The 16,362-nt window shown below is 63.5% G+C and carries 15 protein-coding genes; 6 read left to right on the forward strand and 9 right to left on the reverse strand.

All coding sequences use genetic code 11. The features are described from left to right. Nucleotides 1-40: 40 nt before the first annotated feature. Nucleotides 41-1,204, reverse strand: a complete 1,164-nt coding sequence (locus tag NMG10_RS13690; protein WP_254464530.1) for a type III PLP-dependent enzyme — start codon at nucleotides 1,202-1,204, stop codon at nucleotides 41-43. A gap of 613 nt (nucleotides 1,205-1,817) precedes the next feature. Here NMG10_RS13690 and NMG10_RS13695 point away from each other — a divergent pair. The 3 genes from NMG10_RS13695 to NMG10_RS13705 all read left to right on the forward strand — a co-directional run bounded on the left by NMG10_RS13695 (nucleotide 1,818) and on the right by NMG10_RS13705 (nucleotide 5,812). Further along, complete coding sequence (locus NMG10_RS13695) at nucleotides 1,818-2,306, forward strand: sigma-70 family RNA polymerase sigma factor (protein WP_254464531.1); 489 nt, start codon at nucleotides 1,818-1,820, stop codon at nucleotides 2,304-2,306. Between the two features lie 17 nt (nucleotides 2,307-2,323). Beyond that, entirely contained in the window at nucleotides 2,324-3,286 is a 963-nt protein-coding gene (locus NMG10_RS13700) for a FecR family protein (RefSeq protein ID WP_254464537.1), read from the forward strand. A 108-nt stretch (nucleotides 3,287-3,394) separates the two neighbouring features. Further along, complete coding sequence (locus tag NMG10_RS13705; protein ID WP_254464532.1) at nucleotides 3,395-5,812, forward strand: TonB-dependent siderophore receptor; 2,418 nt, start codon at nucleotides 3,395-3,397, stop codon at nucleotides 5,810-5,812. A 115-nt stretch (nucleotides 5,813-5,927) separates the two neighbouring features. On the opposite strand, the gene NMG10_RS13710 is transcribed toward NMG10_RS13705, so the two are convergent. The 4 genes from NMG10_RS13710 to NMG10_RS13725 are packed head-to-tail and all read right to left on the reverse strand — an operon-like array spanning nucleotide 5,928 to nucleotide 9,370. Further along, complete coding sequence (locus NMG10_RS13710; RefSeq protein WP_254464533.1) at nucleotides 5,928-7,085, reverse strand: betaine/proline/choline family ABC transporter ATP-binding protein; 1,158 nt, start codon at nucleotides 7,083-7,085, stop codon at nucleotides 5,928-5,930. Next, a complete protein-coding gene (locus tag NMG10_RS13715; protein ID WP_203650748.1) occupies nucleotides 7,082-7,735 on the reverse strand; it encodes an ABC transporter permease in 654 nt (217 codons plus the stop codon). The genes NMG10_RS13710 and NMG10_RS13715 overlap by 4 nt, the downstream gene beginning before the upstream one ends. Further along, nucleotides 7,732-8,643 (reverse strand): glycine betaine ABC transporter substrate-binding protein, encoded by a 912-nt coding sequence (locus NMG10_RS13720; protein WP_254464534.1) that lies wholly within the window; start codon nucleotides 8,641-8,643, stop codon nucleotides 7,732-7,734. The genes NMG10_RS13715 and NMG10_RS13720 overlap by 4 nt, the downstream gene beginning before the upstream one ends. A 13-nt stretch (nucleotides 8,644-8,656) precedes the next feature. Further along, nucleotides 8,657-9,370 carry an ABC transporter permease gene (locus NMG10_RS13725; RefSeq protein ID WP_046854270.1) on the reverse strand — a complete coding sequence of 238 codons (714 nt, stop codon included), beginning with the start codon at nucleotides 9,368-9,370 and terminating at the stop codon, nucleotides 8,657-8,659. Between the two features lie 291 nt (nucleotides 9,371-9,661). On the opposite strand from NMG10_RS13725, the gene NMG10_RS13730 reads away from it, so the two are divergent. From NMG10_RS13730 to NMG10_RS13740, 3 genes are all read left to right on the forward strand, one after another. Beyond that, nucleotides 9,662-10,108 carry a type II toxin-antitoxin system RelE/ParE family toxin gene (locus tag NMG10_RS13730; protein ID WP_254464535.1) on the forward strand — a complete coding sequence of 149 codons (447 nt, stop codon included), beginning with the start codon at nucleotides 9,662-9,664 and terminating at the stop codon, nucleotides 10,106-10,108. A 3-nt stretch (nucleotides 10,109-10,111) separates the two neighbouring features. Next, nucleotides 10,112-10,441, forward strand: coding sequence for an XRE family transcriptional regulator (locus tag NMG10_RS13735; protein WP_203650753.1), 330 nt, complete (start codon nucleotides 10,112-10,114; stop codon nucleotides 10,439-10,441). Between the two features lie 110 nt (nucleotides 10,442-10,551). Next, the gene (locus NMG10_RS13740) at nucleotides 10,552-12,135 is read left to right on the forward strand and encodes a peptide chain release factor 3 (protein ID WP_203650755.1); all 1,584 of its coding nucleotides are present in this window, start codon (nucleotides 10,552-10,554) and stop codon (nucleotides 12,133-12,135) included. A 159-nt stretch (nucleotides 12,136-12,294) separates the two neighbouring features. Here the strand turns inward: NMG10_RS13740 and NMG10_RS13745 are convergent, their stop codons facing one another. From NMG10_RS13745 to NMG10_RS13760, 4 genes are all read right to left on the reverse strand, one after another. Continuing rightward, nucleotides 12,295-13,374, reverse strand: a complete 1,080-nt coding sequence (locus NMG10_RS13745; protein WP_203650756.1) for a polyamine ABC transporter substrate-binding protein — start codon at nucleotides 13,372-13,374, stop codon at nucleotides 12,295-12,297. A 60-nt stretch (nucleotides 13,375-13,434) separates the two neighbouring features. After that, a complete protein-coding gene (locus tag NMG10_RS13750) occupies nucleotides 13,435-13,776 on the reverse strand; it encodes a cupin domain-containing protein (protein ID WP_203650757.1) in 342 nt (113 codons plus the stop codon). Nucleotides 13,777-13,809: 33 nt separating this feature from the next. Continuing rightward, nucleotides 13,810-15,216 carry an FAD-binding oxidoreductase gene (locus NMG10_RS13755; RefSeq protein WP_254464536.1) on the reverse strand — a complete coding sequence of 469 codons (1,407 nt, stop codon included), beginning with the start codon at nucleotides 15,214-15,216 and terminating at the stop codon, nucleotides 13,810-13,812. 64 nt (nucleotides 15,217-15,280) lie between these two features. Next, nucleotides 15,281-16,090: a nuclear transport factor 2 family protein gene (locus tag NMG10_RS13760; protein ID WP_232855661.1), complete on the reverse strand. Its 810-nt coding sequence runs from the start codon at nucleotides 16,088-16,090 to the stop codon at nucleotides 15,281-15,283. Between the last annotated feature and the right edge of the window lie 272 nt (nucleotides 16,091-16,362).

Consider the following 16,362-nt stretch of genomic DNA (forward strand, 5'->3'; position numbering starts at 1 on the left):
GGCGGCAAATGAAAACGGGGCCTTGCGGCCCCGTTGTGCATTACAGGTAGTAGGCCTTCAGCGGCGGGAAGCCGTTGAACTCCACCGCGCTGTAGCTGGTGGTGTAGGCACCGGTGGACAGCCAGTACAGGCGGTCGCCGATGGCCAGGTTCAGCGGCAGGCCGTACTTGTAGTTCTCGTACATGATATCGGCGCTGTCGCAGGTCGGGCCGGCGATCACTACTTCTTCCATCTCGCCTTTCTTCTCGGTCCAGATCGGGAACTTGATGGACTCGTCCATGGTTTCGATCAGGCCGGAGAACTTGCCCACATCGGTATAGACCCAACGCTCGACGGCGGTACGCGACTTGCGCGCCACCAGCACCACTTCACTGACCAGGATGCCGGCGTTGGCGATCAGCGAACGGCCTGGCTCGAGGATGATTTCCGGCAGGTCGTCGCCGAAGTCTTCCTTGAGGAAGCGGATGATTTCTTCGGCATAGGTCTCGAGGCTGTTGGTGCGGGTGATGTAGTTGGCCGGGAAGCCACCGCCCATGTTGATCAGCTTCAGTTCGATGCCGTCTTCTTCCTTCAGGCGCTCGAAGATCACCTTGACCTTGGCGATGGCCGCGTCCCACACGCTGATGTCGCGCTGCTGGGAGCCTACGTGGAAGGAGATGCCGTAGGGTACCAGGCCCAGGTCGCGGGCGAGGATCAGCAGGTCCATGGCCATGTCGGTCTGGCAGCCGAACTTGCGCGACAGCGGCCAGTCGGCGGTGGTGGAGCCTTCGGTGAGGATGCGCACATAGACTTTCGAACCCGGCGCGGCCTTGGCGATGTTGCGCAGGTCCGCTTCGGAGTCAGTGGCGTACAGGCGCACGCCCTTCTCGAAGAAGTAGCGGATGTCCTTGGACTTCTTGATGGTGTTGCCGTAGCTGATGCGATCGGCGCTGACGCCACGGCCCAGCACCTTGTCCAGCTCGTAGATCGAGGCGATGTCGAAGCTCGAGCCTTTTTCCTTGAGCAGGTCGATGATCTCGACCGCCGGGTTGGCCTTGACCGCGTAGTAGACCTTGGCGAACTCGAAACCGGCGCGCAGGTCGTCATAGGCCTGGCTGATCATCTGGGTATCGATGAGTACGAACGGGGTTTCCTGCTTGTCGGCGAACGCCTTCATTTTCTGGAAGGTGTCACGCGCAAAGTAGTCTTCGACCTGGATCGACATGCTCAAGGGCTCCATGGGCAAACTGAAAAGATAAGTGGCAGCAAACTGAACGTCCTCCGTATCCCCACTTTGGTTCGCCTACTTCCCAAGGCATGTCGCCGAAAGCAAAAAGGTCAACTGGGCCGGAAAAGGGCGGCGGGTGACCTTGCTGTCTCGTCGTCAGTACTTGAGCCGGATGGATCGTTTCCAGCATGGACGTTCGGCGCGCACTTTAGGGCGTGAAAACCGCAAGATCAACAGGCGAACCCGGTGGTTTCGCCGTGGATCGATGAGCTGTTACCTGAGTAACCGACCCTCATGGCTGGTAGATGTTCCCCAGGCTTTGGCAAGCGTAAATAATTGTGGAATGGACTGTACTGACCCCTTCTCGGGCAAGCCTGCTCCCACAGGGGGTGGGCGTTTTTCTGTGGGAGAGGGCTTGCCCGCGAAGGGGCCCGGAGTGTTCATATTTATGGCCACGCAGGACGCCCGTCTTTTTTTTCGAAATCGCCATAAATTTTTTGTTACCGACACCGGAAACCACCCTTGGTCGGCTCAGGACTGGGCCGATTGCCGTCATTGATGAGAAGAATTACTATTCGCGACCTCATCTGCCTCCCTGACGACCCCGAACGTGTCCGGACACAAAGGCTTCCTCGACCACTACCATGAGCTGATCGGCACCTGGACGCGCAAGTTGCGCAGTCGTCAGCAGGCCGAGGACCTCGCTCACGACGCCTTTGTCCGGGTTCTGGAAAACCCCAACGAGCAGGTCGAGCAGCCGCGTGCCTACCTGCACCAGACCGCCCGCAACATCGCCGTCGATGGCTTTCGCCGCGAGGACCGTCGCCAGGCGCTGGAACTTGAGGCGTTCGCCGACGGCGCCACGCATGGCAGCGACCCGGAGGCCTACGTGCATGCCCTGGAACTGGCCGACAGCGTCGAGCGGGCGCTGGCCGAACTGCCGCTGAACTGCCGCCGGGTGTTCATCTGGCAGAAGCTCGAGGGCCTGACCCAGGCCGAGATCGCCGAGCGCATGGGTTTGACCAAGAACATGGTCGAAAAGTATATGATCCGCACGCTCCGACATCTGCGTGAGCACTTGGATGTGTCGGCCAGATGAGTCAGGAGAGCCCATTGATCAGACAGCATGCGCCCGATCCCGTGGGCGAGCAGGCGGCCAGCTGGTTTGCCCGGGCCCAGGAAGCGCCGCATGACAGCGCCGTGCAGCAGGCCTTGCAGGCATGGCTGGCGCAGCACCCACGCCATCGCGAGGAATACCAGCGCCTGGTGCAGCTGTGGCGCGCCGCCGATTTCATCCCCCGACAACGCCTCGAAGCGCTGTGCCAGCCCGAGCCGGTGCGCCAGCTCCCACGCCGCCGCCTGCTGCGCCAGGCATTGGCGGCCGGCGTGGCGGTGGTCGCGCTGGGGCTGGGCTGGACGGGTTGGCAGTATCAGCAGCTCAACCATCAGGACACGTTGACTACAGCCCTGGGCGAGCGGCGTCAGGTCGAATTGCCGGACGGATCACGGCTGGAACTCAACAGTGCCACCCAGGTGCAGGTGATGTTCTCTTCGGGGCGTCGCCATGTGCGCCTGGCTGCGGGCGAGGCGATGTTCATCGTTGCCCACGACAGTGGCCGACCATTCGTGGTGAGCACCGCACAGGGCGAGGTCACCGTCACCGGCACCCGCTTCGATGTGCGCCAGGAGCCGACCAGCACCCGCGTGGCGGTGGAGCAGGGTTCGGTGAAGGTGCAGGGCGCGGCCGAGTCGCTGGCGCTGCTCGGTGCCGGGCAGGGTTCGCACATCGACGCCCAGGGTAAGGTCGCCGCGCCCTATGTAGTCGACGCCAACGCCGTGACCGCCTGGCGCCAGGGCAAGCTGGTGTTCGACAACGCGCCGCTGAGCGAGGTGGTGGCGGAGGTCTCGCGCTATCGCGCCCAGCCGCTGCATGTGGCACCCGGCAAGGCCGCCGCGCTACGCCTGTCGAGCACCTTCAGCACCGATGACCCGGACGCGCTGCTGCGGGCGTTGCCAAGCATCCTGCCGGTGCAGGTGAACACCCGTCCGGATGGCTCCAGCGAAATTGTTCTGAAATAAATTCAGGTTTTTTTCCGTTCGTTCGTCTTCCCCGCCAGCTGCAACTGCCAAGCATTTACATTTGCATGCGGTTGGCGTTTATCCCGACTCTCAGGACCTCTCGAAGACGTGAACAACAATAAGCCCCTTCTCCAGCTGCGCCGCCTGGCGCTTGCCCTGGCGGTCAGCGCCGCCGCTGGCAACAGCTACGCCGATACCATCCAGATCCAGGCCCAGCCGCTGGCGGGCGCGCTCAAGCAGCTTGGCCAGCAGACCAACCTGCAACTGTTCTTCAGCCCCGAGCTGGTGGACGGCAAGCAGGCCCCGGCGGTGTCCGGCAACCTGGCGCCGGAGCAGGCCCTGCAGCAACTGCTGCAAGGCAGCGGGCTGACCTTCGAGCAGTCCGCGGACACCGTGGTGGTCAAGCCGGCCCAGGCCGCCGGCAGCCTGACCAGCGGCAGCCTGGAGCTGGCGCCCACCGATGTGAAAGTGGTCGGTGACTGGCTGGGCGACGCCCAGCAGAGCGTGGTGCAGAACCATCCTGGCGCGCGCACCGTGGTGCGCCGCGAAGCGATGGTGGAGAAGGGCACGATGAACGTGCGCGACGCCCTGCGCGGCATTCCGGGCGTGCAGGTGCAGGACTCCAACGGCACCGGCGGCAGCGACCTGTCGCTGAACGTCGGCGTGCGCGGCCTTACCTCGCGCCTGTCGCCGCGTTCGACCGTGCTGATCGACGGCATCCCGGCGGCCTTCGCCCCTTACGGCCAGCCGCAGCTGTCGATGGCGCCGATCTCCTCGGGCAACCTCGACAGCATCGATGTGGTACGCGGCGCCGGTTCCGTGCGCTACGGACCGCAGAACGTCGGCGGGGTGATCAACTTCGTGACCCGGGCGATTCCCGAGAAGGCGACCGGCGAGTTGTCCACCACCCTGGAGACTTCCCGCCATGGCGGCTGGAAACATACCGAATCGGCCTTCGTCGGTGGCACCGCCGATAACGGCATGGGCGTGGCGCTGCTGTACACCGGCGTGAACGGTGACGGCTACCGCAGCAGCAACAACGACAACGATATCGACGACGTGATGCTCAAGACCCACTGGGCACCGACCGATGTCGACGAGTTCTGGCTCAACTTCCACTACTACGACGGCCGTGCCGACATGCCTGGCGGGCTGACCCAGGCCCAGTACGATCACGACCCCTACCAGTCGGTGCGCGACTACGACTACTTCAGTGGCCGGCGCAAGGACGTGTCGTTCAAGTGGCTGCGCCAGATCGACGACGCCACCCAGTTCGAGGTGCTGACCTACTACACCGACAGCTTCCGTGGCAGCGCCATCGCCGCGCGCGACATGAAGACCCTGTCGTCGTACCCGCGCAACTACCACACCTTCGCCATCGAGCCACGCCTGTCGCGGATCTTCTTCGTCGGCCCGACCACCCAGGAAGTCAGCGTCGGCTATCGCTACCTGAAGGAAGCCATGCGCGAGCAATCCACGCGCCTGGCCCTGGTCGACAACGTGCCCACCGTCACCCCGACCTCCGACGGCCATGTGTTCCAGGACCGCAGCGGCGGCACCGAGGCCAGCGCCTACTACATCGACGACAAGATCGACGTCGGCAACTGGACCATCACCCCGGGCATCCGCTTCGAGCACATCAACACCGACTGGCGCGACCGTCCGGTGCCGGACGCCAACTACCGCCCGGTGCCGGAGAAGAACCGCAGCATCACCAGCAACGAACCGCTGCCGGCGCTGAGCGTGATGTACCACATGTCCGACGCCTGGAAGCTGTTCGCCAACTACGAGACCTCGTTCGGCAGCCTGCAGTATTTCCAGCTGGGCCAGGGCGGTACCGGCAACAGCACGGCCAATGGCCTGGAGCCGGAGAAAGCCAAGACCTACGAGGTGGGTACGCGCTATGACAACGGCGGTTTTGCCGGTGAGCTGACCGCGTTCTACATCGACTTCGACGACGAGCTGCAGTACATCAGCAACGACGTCGGCTGGACCAACCTGGGGGCGACCAAGCACCAGGGCATCGAGGCCTCGGTGCGCTATGACCTGGCCGGGCTCGACCCGCGCCTGGAAGGCCTGTCGGTCAATGGTGGCTACACCTACACCCGCGCTACCTATGAAGGGGAGATTCCCGGCTTCAAGGGGCGCGACCTGCCGTTCTACTCGCGCCAGGTAGCCACTGCCGGGCTGCGTTACGCCGTCAACCGCTGGACCTGGAACCTGGATGCCTACGCCCAATCCAAGCAGCGAGCGCCGGGGACCGGGATCAATGCCAACGGCAGCTTCAACGGTGACTACATTACCGAGCCGAGTGCTGACGGTCAGTATGGCGATATTCCGGGGTACGTGACCTGGCATGCCCGTGGCGGCTATGACTTCGGGCCGCAGCTGTCGAACCTGAAGCTGGCGGCGGGGGTGAAGAACCTCTTCGACAAGCAGTACTTCACCCGTTCCAGCGATAACAATGCCGGGATCTATGTGGGTGAGCCGCGCACGTTCTATGTGCAGGCCAGTGTAGGATTCTGAATGGGACCGCTTTGCGGTCCTTTCGCGGCACAAGGCCGCTCCTACAATGGAATGCGGTCCCCTGTAGGAGCGGCCTTGTGTCGCGAAAGGGGCGCAAAGCGCCCCCGGCTTTCTATCAGGAGGCCACTGCCTCGGCAGGCGACACGATACTGGTCTTGCCGCCCCGCGACCTGCCCGAGCTCAGGTACGCCGCAATCGACTCCTGCGTCACCTCCCCCAAGAACATCCCTTCGGCATCCAGCACCGGCAACCATGCCCGGTTGAACTCGTACATCCGCGACAGCAGGATGCGCAAGTGCTCGTCATGGGCCGCGGTGGCATTGAACGTCCGCAGGAAATCCCCGCACGTCCCCTGCTGGCGGTGCATGTCGCGCCTGCGCACATAACCCAGCGCCTTGTTCTGCCCATCGGTGACCACCACGTAGCGGCGGTCATGCTCGTCCAGCAGTTCCAGCGCGTCGCTCACCGCTGTTTCCGGGCTCACCGATGGCGCGTTGTCCGCGGCATCCTCGGCGCGGACCAGCAGCAGGCGCTTGAGCGTGCTGTCCTGGCCGACGAAGTTGCTGACGAAATCGTCCACCGGATGGGCCAGCAAGGTGTCCGGGTGATCCAGCTGCAGCAGCCGGCCTGCGCGGAAGATGGCGATCTTGTCGCCCAGCTTGATGGCCTCGTCGATGTCGTGGCTGACCATGATCACGGTCTTGTTCAGTGCCCGCTGCATCTCGAAGAACTCGTTCTGGATCATCTCGCGGTTGATCGGGTCGACCGCGCCGAACGGCTCGTCCATCAGCAGCACCGGCGCCTCGGCGGCCAGGGCGCGGATCACGCCGATGCGCTGCTGCTGGCCGCCGGAGAGCTCGCGTGGGTAGCGCTGCAGGTACTGCTTGGGCTCGAGCTTGATCATGTGCATCAGCTCGCGGGCGCGGTCGTGGCAGCGCTGCTTGTCCCAGCCGAGCAGGCGTGGCACCACGGTGATGTTCTCCTCGATGGTCATGTTCGGGAACAGGCCGATCTGCTGGATCACGTAGCCGATATGCCGGCGCAGGGTCACTTCGTCCAGCGCGCTGGTGTCCTCGCCATTGATGAACACCTGGCCGGCGGTCGGGGTGATCAGGCGGTTGATCATCTTCAGCGTGGTGCTCTTGCCGCAGCCCGAGGGGCCGAGGAACACGCAGATTTCGCCTTCGTTGACGGTGAGGTTGACCGCGTCGACGGCTTTGACGTCCTTGCCGTTGACGTTGAAGGTCTTGCTGAGGTTCTTCAGTTCGATCATGGGCGCAGTCCTTCCGGAGTCAGGGCACGTTGCAGGGTTTGCAGGAGCAGGTCAGCGATGATCGCCAGCAGGCTGACCAGCACGGCGCCGACCAGCAGCATCGACATGTCGCTGCGGCTGATGGCGGTGAGGATGAGCACGCCCAGGCCGCCGGCGCCGATGGTCGCGGCGATGGTCATCACGCCGATGTTCATCACCACGGCAGTGCGCACGCCGGCGAGGATCACCGGCACGGCGATGGGCAACTCGACCATGCGCAGGCGCTGGCCGAAGGTCATGCCGATGCCGCGTGCGGCCTCGCGGATGCCCGGTTCGACGTTGGTCAGGGCCAGGTAGGTGTTGCGCAGGATCGGCAGCAGTGAATAAAGGAACACGGCGGTGATCGCCGGTAGCGGTCCCAGGCCCTGGCCGAACTTCGAATAGAACGGCAGCAGCAGGCCGAACAGGGCAATCGAGGGGATGGTCAGCAACACCGTGGCGCTGGCCTGCAGGGGGCCGGCGAACACCGGGAAGCGGGTCATCAGGATGCCCAGCGGCACGCCGACGATGATGGCCAGGCTCACCGCGATGCCGACCAGCATGATGTGCTGCCAGGTCAGTTGCAGGACCTGCGCCCAGTCGAGGTGGGCAAAGGTGTCGAGCAGGTTCATGGTTGTACCTCGCCGAGTGAATGCTCACGCAGGAATGCCGCGGCGACCACGGTCGGGCTCTGATGCTCGACATCGACCTGGGCGTTGAGCTTGCGCATGGTCTGGTCGTCGAGCTGATTGGCCAGCGGCTCGAGCAGGGTGGCCAGTTGCGGGTGGGCGTCGAGCACTGCCTTGCGCAGCACGGGCGCTGCGGTGTAGTCGGGGAAATAGTGCTTGTCGTCTTCCAGCAGCTTGAGGTCGAAGGCGTCCAGGCGCCCATCGGTGGTGTAGACCAGGCCGGCGAACACCTGGTTGTTGCGCATCGCCGTGTAGACCAGGCCGCCATCCATCTGGCGGATGTTGCGCCGGTCCAGGGGCAGCCCGTACATCTCGCGCAGGCCGACCAGGCCATCGGGGCGGTTGGCGAACTCGGTGTCCAGCGCCACCAGGTGGTTGCGGCCGGGCTCGTTACGCAGCACCTGGTTTAGATCGCTGATGGTGTTGACCTGCGGATAGGCTGCGGCAACCTGCCTGGGCAGCCCCAGGGCGTAGGTGTTGCTGAATTTCGACGGAGTCAGCCAGACCAGTCCTTTTTCTGCGTCGAGTTTTTTGACCCGGGCGTAGGTGGCCTCGGCGCTGGGCATGCGTTCGTCGATATGGTTGTAGGACACCAGCGAGACCCCGGTGTATTCCCACATCAGGTCGAGCTGACCGGTTTCCTGGGCCTGGCGGGCGATGTTGCTGCCAAGGCCGGCGGTCACCCGCACGTCGAAGCCGTTGGCGCGCAGGTACTGGGCGGTGATTTCGGCGAGCACGGTCTGTTCGGTGAACACCCGCGCGCCGATGCGGATCAGCGGTTTTTCCGCCGCCTGGGCAAAGCCTGCGCATAGCAGGACCGCGCCCAGCAACAGGGCGATTGTCTTCTTCATGGTTTCCCTCTCGTTATCGGGCCAGGCCACGTTCCAGCCAGCGCTTGCTGGAGAAACTCACCAGCGCGTCGAGCGCCAGGGCCAGCAGCGCGGTACACGCGGCGCCCAGCAACAGCTGCGGCTGGTTGTTCAGGGCGATGCCGGGGAAGATCAGGCTGCCCAGGCTGTTGGCGCCGATCAAAAACGCCAGCGGCGCGGTACCGACGTTCAGCGCCAGGGCCACGCGCACCCCGCCGACGATGATCGGCACGGCATTGGGCAACTCCACCTGCCACAGTTGCTGGCGCGGGGTCATGCCGATGCCGGTGGCGGCTTCCTTGAGCGAGGCGGGGACGTTTTTCAGGCCCTCGTAGGTATTGCGCACGATGGGCAGCAGGGAGGCGAGGAACAGCGCGAAGATCGCAGGACCCGCGCCGATGCCCAGGATACTCAGGGCGATGGCCAGGACGGCCAGGGGAGGAATGGTGTTGCCAACGTTGAAAAACTGCATGAAGCGCTCGGCCTTGTCGACCCGGTGCGGTCGACTCAAGGCAATGCCGGCGGGGATGCCCACGGCCAGCGCCGCCGCCATCGAAGCCAGCACCAGGACCAGGTGCGCTTGCAGGTAGAACCCAAGATCGTCGCGGTAGCGATCGATTGTGTCGATGCCGATCCAGTGGACCAGCAGGGCCAGGATGACGAGCACGGCGGCCCATCCCAACAGCCCTTTTCCGTAGCGTGCAGCCACAGGCGGACTCCTTTTTTATAGTCGGCGATCACACCCCCGTGTGGCCGGCCATTCCTGGCGGCGGGCAGCGTGGTCGCGAGCAGCAGCCCGATGCGCGGCATCAGGCCATGAGCCGAACCCCGTCGGGCTCGTGAAGCAGGTGAAACCAGCCCTGAACCGAAGCGGGTTGCAGGGGAGTGGACGTCTCCGTGGAGGGAAAGGTTCCCATCTGGGGCGGCGTTTGGCCAGTGCTAATCACTGGGCTGTAGGAAATTTCACGCGAAAATCAAGCGTAAATATTACGTTGAGACGTTGAAGTACCTGCTATCGAGGCATCTTGCAGATGTTCAGGATTTCTTCTCGAAGAATCTTGATATGCGCTTGAGGGAATATTCCCTTAGAGGTATTTTAATGGGGTGGTCTATTGGAATGTGCCGGGAGTTCAATGCCGAGCTGCAGGTGTTGACCGAGGTGGTACAGAATGAATTGCTGGCGCAGCTCCATCTGCTCAAGCATTTTGGCCCCGCATTGGGGCGTCCACATGTGGACACGCTGAAGGGCTCGAGGCATTCGAACATGAAAGAGTTGAGGTTCAACGCAGATGGCGGTGTATGGCCAGTCGCATTCGCTTTCGATCGTTCGCGCTCCGCGTTGCTGCTCGTTGCGGGGGACAAGGCTGGCATCAATGAGCGTAGATTTTATGGAAGCCTGATTACCCGTGCCGATGAACGGTTTGATCGACATTTGTCCAGAGGTTGATAAATGTACAAGACACTTGAAGACGTGATGAACGAGCTGACGCCTGAGCGCAGGGCAAGAATCGAGGAGCGTGGTCGCGAACTGATTCGTGAGGAAATGACGCTTCAGGCCTTGCGTAAACAACTCGAGATCACCCAGGAAAGCATGGCCGAGCGCCTTGACGTTCGTCAGGGCAATGTTTCCAGGTTCGAGAACCGTAGCGATATGTTGATCTCTACGTTGCGTGACTATCTGGAAGCCATGGGGGGGAGACTGGAGCTGGTCGCTCATCTGCCTGGCCGCGCTCCTATAACCATCGAGGGGCTTGCCGGCGATTCGCTTGTCGATGGTTAACCAATGCGGCAGGGGCGAATTGGGTCGAACCGTTGGGGCTTGTTTTGGCCTGACGCCCGACTTCAGGTATGATATCGCCCCTTTTTGAATCCCCAGTCAGGCGATTTCCCATGACCAACCAGGCCGCCGAAGTCGCGAAGCGCCGCACTTTCGCAATCATTTCCCACCCCGACGCCGGTAAGACCACCATCACCGAGAAGCTCCTGCTGATGGGCAAGGCGATCGCCGTCGCGGGCACCGTGAAGTCGCGCAAGTCCGACCGCCACGCCACCTCCGACTGGATGGAAATGGAGAAGCAGCGCGGTATCTCCATCACCACCTCGGTGATGCAGTTCCCCTACCGCGAGCACATGATCAACCTGCTCGACACCCCCGGCCACGAGGACTTCTCGGAAGATACCTACCGCACCCTGACCGCGGTGGACTCGGCGCTGATGGTGCTCGACGGCGGTAAGGGTGTAGAGCCGCGTACCATCGCCCTGATGGACGTCTGCCGCCTGCGCGACACGCCCATCGTCAGCTTCATCAACAAACTCGACCGTGACATCCGCGACCCGATCGAACTGCTCGACGAGATCGAGGCGGTGCTGAAGATCAAGGCCGCGCCGATCACCTGGCCGATTGGTTGCTACCGCGACTTCAAGGGCGTGTACCACCTGGCCGGCGACTACATCATTGTCTACACCCCGGGCCACGGCCATGAGCGTACCGAGGCGAAGATCATCGAGAAGCTCGACTCCGATGAAGCCCGTGCGCACCTGGGTGACGAGTACGATCGCTTCCTCGAGCAGCTGGAGCTGGTACAGGGTGCCTGCCATGAGTTCGATCAGGACGAGTTCATCAATGGCCAACTGACGCCGGTGTTCTTTGGTACCGCACTGGGCAACTTCGGAGTCGACCATGTGCTCGACGCCGTTGTCGACTGGGCGCCGCGCCCACTGGCCCGTGTCGCCCACGAGCGTACCGTGGAGCCGGTGGAAGAGAAGTTCTCAGGCTTCGTGTTCAAGATCCAGGCGAACATGGACCCGAAACACCGCGACCGTATCGCCTTCATGCGCATCTGCTCGGGCAAGTACGAGAAGGGCATGAAAATGCGTCACGTGCGGACCGGCAAGGACGTGCGCATCGGTGACGCGCTGACCTTCTTCTCCTCCGAGCGCGAGCAACTGGAAGAAGCCTATGCCGGCGATATCATCGGCCTGCACAACCACGGCACCATCCAGATTGGCGACACCTTCACCGAAGGCGAGGCGCTGGGCTTCACCGGTATCCCGCACTTCGCCCCGGAGCTGTTCCGCCGCGTGCGCCTGAAGGATCCGCTGAAATCCAAGCAACTGCGCCAGGGCCTGCAGCAGCTGGCCGAAGAGGGCGCGACCCAGGTGTTCTTCCCCGAGCGCAGCAACGACATCATCCTTGGCGCGGTCGGCGTGCTGCAGTTCGACGTGGTCGCCAGCCGCCTGAAGGAAGAATACAAGGTCGAGTGCGCCTACGAGCCGATCACCGTCTGGTCGGCGCGCTGGATCAGCTGCGACGACAAGAAGAAGCTCGAGGAATTCCAGAACAAGGCCGTGGAGAACCTGGCCATCGACGGTGGCGGTCACCTGACCTACCTGGCCCCGACCCGGGTCAACCTGGCGCTGATGGAAGAGCGCTGGCCGGACATCAAGTTCCGCGCGACCCGCGAGCATCATTGATTCCGCAGGCCTGCACTTGACCCTGTAGGAGCGGCCTTGTGCCGCGAAAGGGCCGCAAAGCGGCCCCAGAGATCTTTGCCTAACACTGAACCCTGGGGCCGCTACGCGGCCCTTTCGCGGCACAAGGCCGCTCCTACAGGGGGCGCGTAATGCCTGCAATCAATTCCCGGCCTTGATACTGGTCCAGATGCGTGTGCGAATGCGGTCGATCTTCGCCGGCATCGCCTCCAGCGCATACAGCTTGCCCATCACATCCGCGCTCGGGTAGATCATCGTGTTGCCCTTCATCGCCGGGTCCACCAGCGTGTCAGCTTGCTGGTTGCCATTGGCGTACTGCACGAAGTTGCTGATGTTCGCCATCACCTGCGGCTGCAACAGGTAGTTCATGTAGGCGTAGCCAGCCTTCTCGTTGGGCGCATCGGCCGGCATGGCGACCATGTCGAACCACATCGGCGCGCCTTCCTTCGGGATCGAGTAGCCCACCTTCACCCCGTTCTTCGCCTCCTCGGCACGGTTCTTCGCCTGCAGCACGTCACCCGAGAAGCCCACCACCAGGCACACGTCGCCATTGGCCAGGTCGCCGGTGTACTTCGAGGAATGGAAGTAGCTGATGTACGGGCGCACTTTCATCAGCAGTGCCTTGGCCTTGTCGTAGTCGGCCGGGTTCTGGCTGTGGTGCGGCAAACCCAGGTAGTGCAGGGCGATCGGCAGCAGCTCGGGGCCATTGTCCAGCACCGCCACGCCGCAGCTCTTGAGCTTGGAAAGATATTCGGGCTTGAAGAAAAGGTCCCACGAATCGATGGGGGCGCTGTCGCCGAGCACCGCCTTGACCTTGTCGATGTTGTAGCCGATCCCGGTGCTGCCCCACAGGTACGGGAAGCCGTACTGGTTGCCAGGGTCGTTCACCTCCAGGGCCTTGAGCAGCACCGGGTTGAGGTTCTTCCAGTTCGGCAGCTGCGACTTGTCCAGTTTTTTCAGGGCCTTGCCCTGGATCTGCCGGGCCATGAAGTGGTTGGAAGGGAACACCACGTCGTAGCCGGAGTTGCCGGTCATCAATTTGCCGTCGAGGGTCTCGTTGCTGTCGAACACATCGTAGGTGGGCACGATGCCGGTGGTTTGCTGGAAGCTCTTCAGGGTGTCCGGGGCGATATAGCTCGACCAGTTGTAGATCTTCACCGAGTCGGCGGCGCCAGCCACGCCTGCGGCCAGCATCAGGGGAGCGATAAGGAGCGTGCGCATGTCGGGGTTACCTTGCTTTGTCTGTTGTTATCGAAGGCAGGCGATCAGCGGTTCAGCGGATCAGAAAATCAGTACGTAGGTCTTGCGCACGGTCTCCTGGATATCCCAGGTGCCGAGGCTGTTGGCCGGTAGCATCAGGGCGTCTCCGGCTTCTATGAATAGTGGCTCGCCACCGTCCGGGGTGAAGGTGCAGCGGCCCTTGAGGAAGTGGCAGAACTCCTGCTGCACGATCTGCCGCCGCCAGCGCCCCGGGGTGCACTCCCAGATTCCGGTCTCGACGCCGTCACTGCGTTCGACGCAAGTGACCGAGGTGACCGCGACCGGCTCGCCGAGGGGCACGGCGACTGGGGTGGAGCTGTCCAGAATGGCGCTGTCGGTGTGCTTGAACTGGGTGATGCTCATGACCGGTGGATCCTGTGTGGTGATGAAGGGAAGTCAGTGCATGAAACCTTCCATGAAGTCGGCCAAACCGCTGGCCAGGCGCCGCCGCCAGGGGGCGCTGGCCGGGTTGGCGAGGGTCCGGTCCTCGTGGACGAAACTCTGGATGATTGCGTTGTAGCCCAGCCAGCGGCAGGGCTCCGGTGGCCAGCTGGCCAGGCTCGACAACGGGCGGTTGTCGTGCACCCAGGGCTGGGCCGTGAGTGCGTTGTGTTGGCCGAGGATCAGCGCGGCCAGGGTGCGCCCGCCCAGGTTGGTGGCGCCGACGCCTTCGCCGCCGTAGCCACCGGACAAGGCGATGCCGCGCTGGCGGTCACACAGCATATGTGGGCGAAAGCGCCGGGCCATGCCCAGGTTGCCGCCCCAGGAGTGGGTGATGCGCACATGCTTGAGCTGCGGGAACAGTTCGCCGAACAGGTAGCGGCGCAGTTCGACCTCGTTGTCGGTGAGGGTGAAGTCTTCGCGCAGGCGACCGCCGAAGCGGTAGCCGCCGCGGGCGCCGAACACCAGGCGGTTGTCGGCGCTGCGCTGGCCGTAGGTGACCTGGCGGCTGTTTTCGCTGAAGGCCTGGCCCTGGCTCAGGCCGATCTGTTCCCAGGTCGACTCGGGCAGCGGCTCGGTGGCCACGAGCAGGCTCTGCACCGGCAACTGGTGCCGCCCGAGCGGTGGCAGACTGGCGGCGTAGCCTTCGACGGCCGGCACCACCCAGTGGCTGCGGATACGCGCCAGCGGGGTGCGCACTTCGCCGGTCTGCCAGTCGATGGCCGGGGTGTTCTCGTAGATCGGCACGCCCATGGCCTCGACCGTCCGCGCCAGGCCGCACACCAATCTGGCCGGTTGGATCGTGGCGACATGTGGGCTGTAGAGCGCGCCGTAGGGGTTGCTCACCTTCAACTGGGCATCCAGCTGTTCGGGGCGCAGCCAGCGGTAGTCGTCTTCGTTCATGCCCTGGCGGTAGAGGTCATCGAGCCAGGCGCGCAGGCTGCGCTCCTGTTCCGGGTAGCGGGCGGCGCAGTACAGCACGCCGCCCTTGCGGTAGTCGCAGGCGATACCTTCGCGCAGCAGCACGTTGTGGACTTCGTCGGGGATGCCGTGCAGCAGGTCGATGCTTTCACGCCGCTGTTGCGGCGAGAGCGTGGCAAGCAGGCGGTCCTCGCCCAGCAGGTTGCCCATCAGCCAGCCGCCGTTGCGCCCGGAGGCGCCGAAGCCGGCGATATTGGCTTCGATCACGGCGATGTTCAGCTGAGGTGCCTGGCGCTTGAGGTAGTAGGCGGTCCACAGGCCGGTGTAGCCGGCGCCGATGATGCACACATCGAGGTCCAGGTCCTGGCGCAGTGCGGGGCGTGCGCACAGGGGCTCGTCGAGCTGGTCCATCCACAGGCTGATCGTGCGCAGGGGTTGCATCGGGTCGGGCTCCACATCCGCTGGGGTCTGTGGGCGATCCTAGTGAAGCGCGGGCGGGGCTGTCTTACGTGCGTGCACGCAGGGAAATTTGCTTCAGATACGCCTTGGGCGACAGCCCGGTATGCTCGCGAAAGCACTTGTAAAAGGCCGACAGCGAGTTGAAGCCGGCATTGAACGCCAGTTCGTCGATGGGCGTGCGTGCACTGGCGTCGGCGAGGCTGGCCATCAGGTGTTGCAGGCGCGCCTGGTTGACGTAGCGGTAGAAGCTCTGGCCGAGCACCTGGTTGAGCAGGTAGGAGATCTGGTTGCGGCTGTAGCCGCTTGCGTCGGCGACCTGCTGCAGGTCGAGTTCCGGGTCGAGATAGGGGCGTTGGGCCTGGAAGTAGTGCTCCAGGTCCTGGGCCATGGTCGACAGCTGGCGCGGTGACAGGCCCAGGCGGCTGGTGGCCGGACGCGGGCCGCCCGGCAGGCTGGCGTTGCCGCCCTGGCGTACCAGGGTGGCGTATTCGTTGACCCGCCAGATCAACCCGTCCCTGACCGTGATCGCCTCGCTGGACTGGAACGCCACCAATCCCTCGCCACCCTGGACCGTGACCTGGTACTGGATGAACGCGGTGCAGCCGTCGACGCGGATACGGTCGCTGTGGACGATGTCCTCGCCGGCTTCATGGGGCAGGCAGGCGCGCACGTAGTCGCGCAGCTCGTCGAAGCCGAGCACGCGGTTCTGGAAGAAGTCGTGGTACTGGACATGTGGGTGGTAGAGCGCCATCACCCCGTCCAGGTCGCGATGCTTCCAGCACAGGTGGTAGCGCATGACGGTGTCGGCGGTGAGCGGGGTCTGCCCGGGGCCGTCGGGGAGGGGAGTGGCGGTCATGGGCTCGATAGTGCATTGCAGAAAACCCAGGCGCAAGGGCATGGATCCGGCATTTTGCACGGTTTTCCCAGGCGGTTATCGGCTAAGGGCTTGATTCGTATGCATGTAACTTTTTGATACAGCTGGCATGGGGGCTGCACCTCCTTTGATTAACACCGAACGAGGAGAACGGCCATGCGCTCGATACTGCTGTGGATGATTGGGGTGCCGATTCCGGTGATCATCCTGATCTGGTTCTTTATGCATTGAGAGCCCAGGGGCCGCCTTGCGGC

The organism is Pseudomonas sp. DVZ6 (assembly GCF_024259445.1).
Lineage (GTDB): Bacteria > Pseudomonadota > Gammaproteobacteria > Pseudomonadales > Pseudomonadaceae > Aquipseudomonas > Aquipseudomonas peradeniyensis.

Coding starts and splice junctions, on each gene's coding strand:
- NMG10_RS13735 (WP_203650753.1), top strand. CDS start 10,112: ATGTACAAGACACTTGAAGACGTGATGAACGAGCTGACGCCTGAGCGC.
- NMG10_RS13755 (WP_254464536.1), bottom strand. CDS start 15,216: ATGCAACCCCTGCGCACGATCAGCCTGTGGATGGACCAGCTCGACGAG.
- NMG10_RS13745 (WP_203650756.1), bottom strand. CDS start 13,374: ATGCGCACGCTCCTTATCGCTCCCCTGATGCTGGCCGCAGGCGTGGCT.
- NMG10_RS13750 (WP_203650757.1), bottom strand. CDS start 13,776: ATGAGCATCACCCAGTTCAAGCACACCGACAGCGCCATTCTGGACAGC.
- NMG10_RS13710 (WP_254464533.1), bottom strand. CDS start 7,085: ATGATCGAACTGAAGAACCTCAGCAAGACCTTCAACGTCAACGGCAAG.
- NMG10_RS13720 (WP_254464534.1), bottom strand. CDS start 8,643: ATGAAGAAGACAATCGCCCTGTTGCTGGGCGCGGTCCTGCTATGCGCA.
- NMG10_RS13740 (WP_203650755.1), top strand. CDS start 10,552: ATGACCAACCAGGCCGCCGAAGTCGCGAAGCGCCGCACTTTCGCAATC.
- NMG10_RS13690 (WP_254464530.1), bottom strand. CDS start 1,204: ATGTCGATCCAGGTCGAAGACTACTTTGCGCGTGACACCTTCCAGAAA.
- NMG10_RS13715 (WP_203650748.1), bottom strand. CDS start 7,735: ATGAACCTGCTCGACACCTTTGCCCACCTCGACTGGGCGCAGGTCCTG.
- NMG10_RS13760 (WP_232855661.1), bottom strand. CDS start 16,090: ATGACCGCCACTCCCCTCCCCGACGGCCCCGGGCAGACCCCGCTCACC.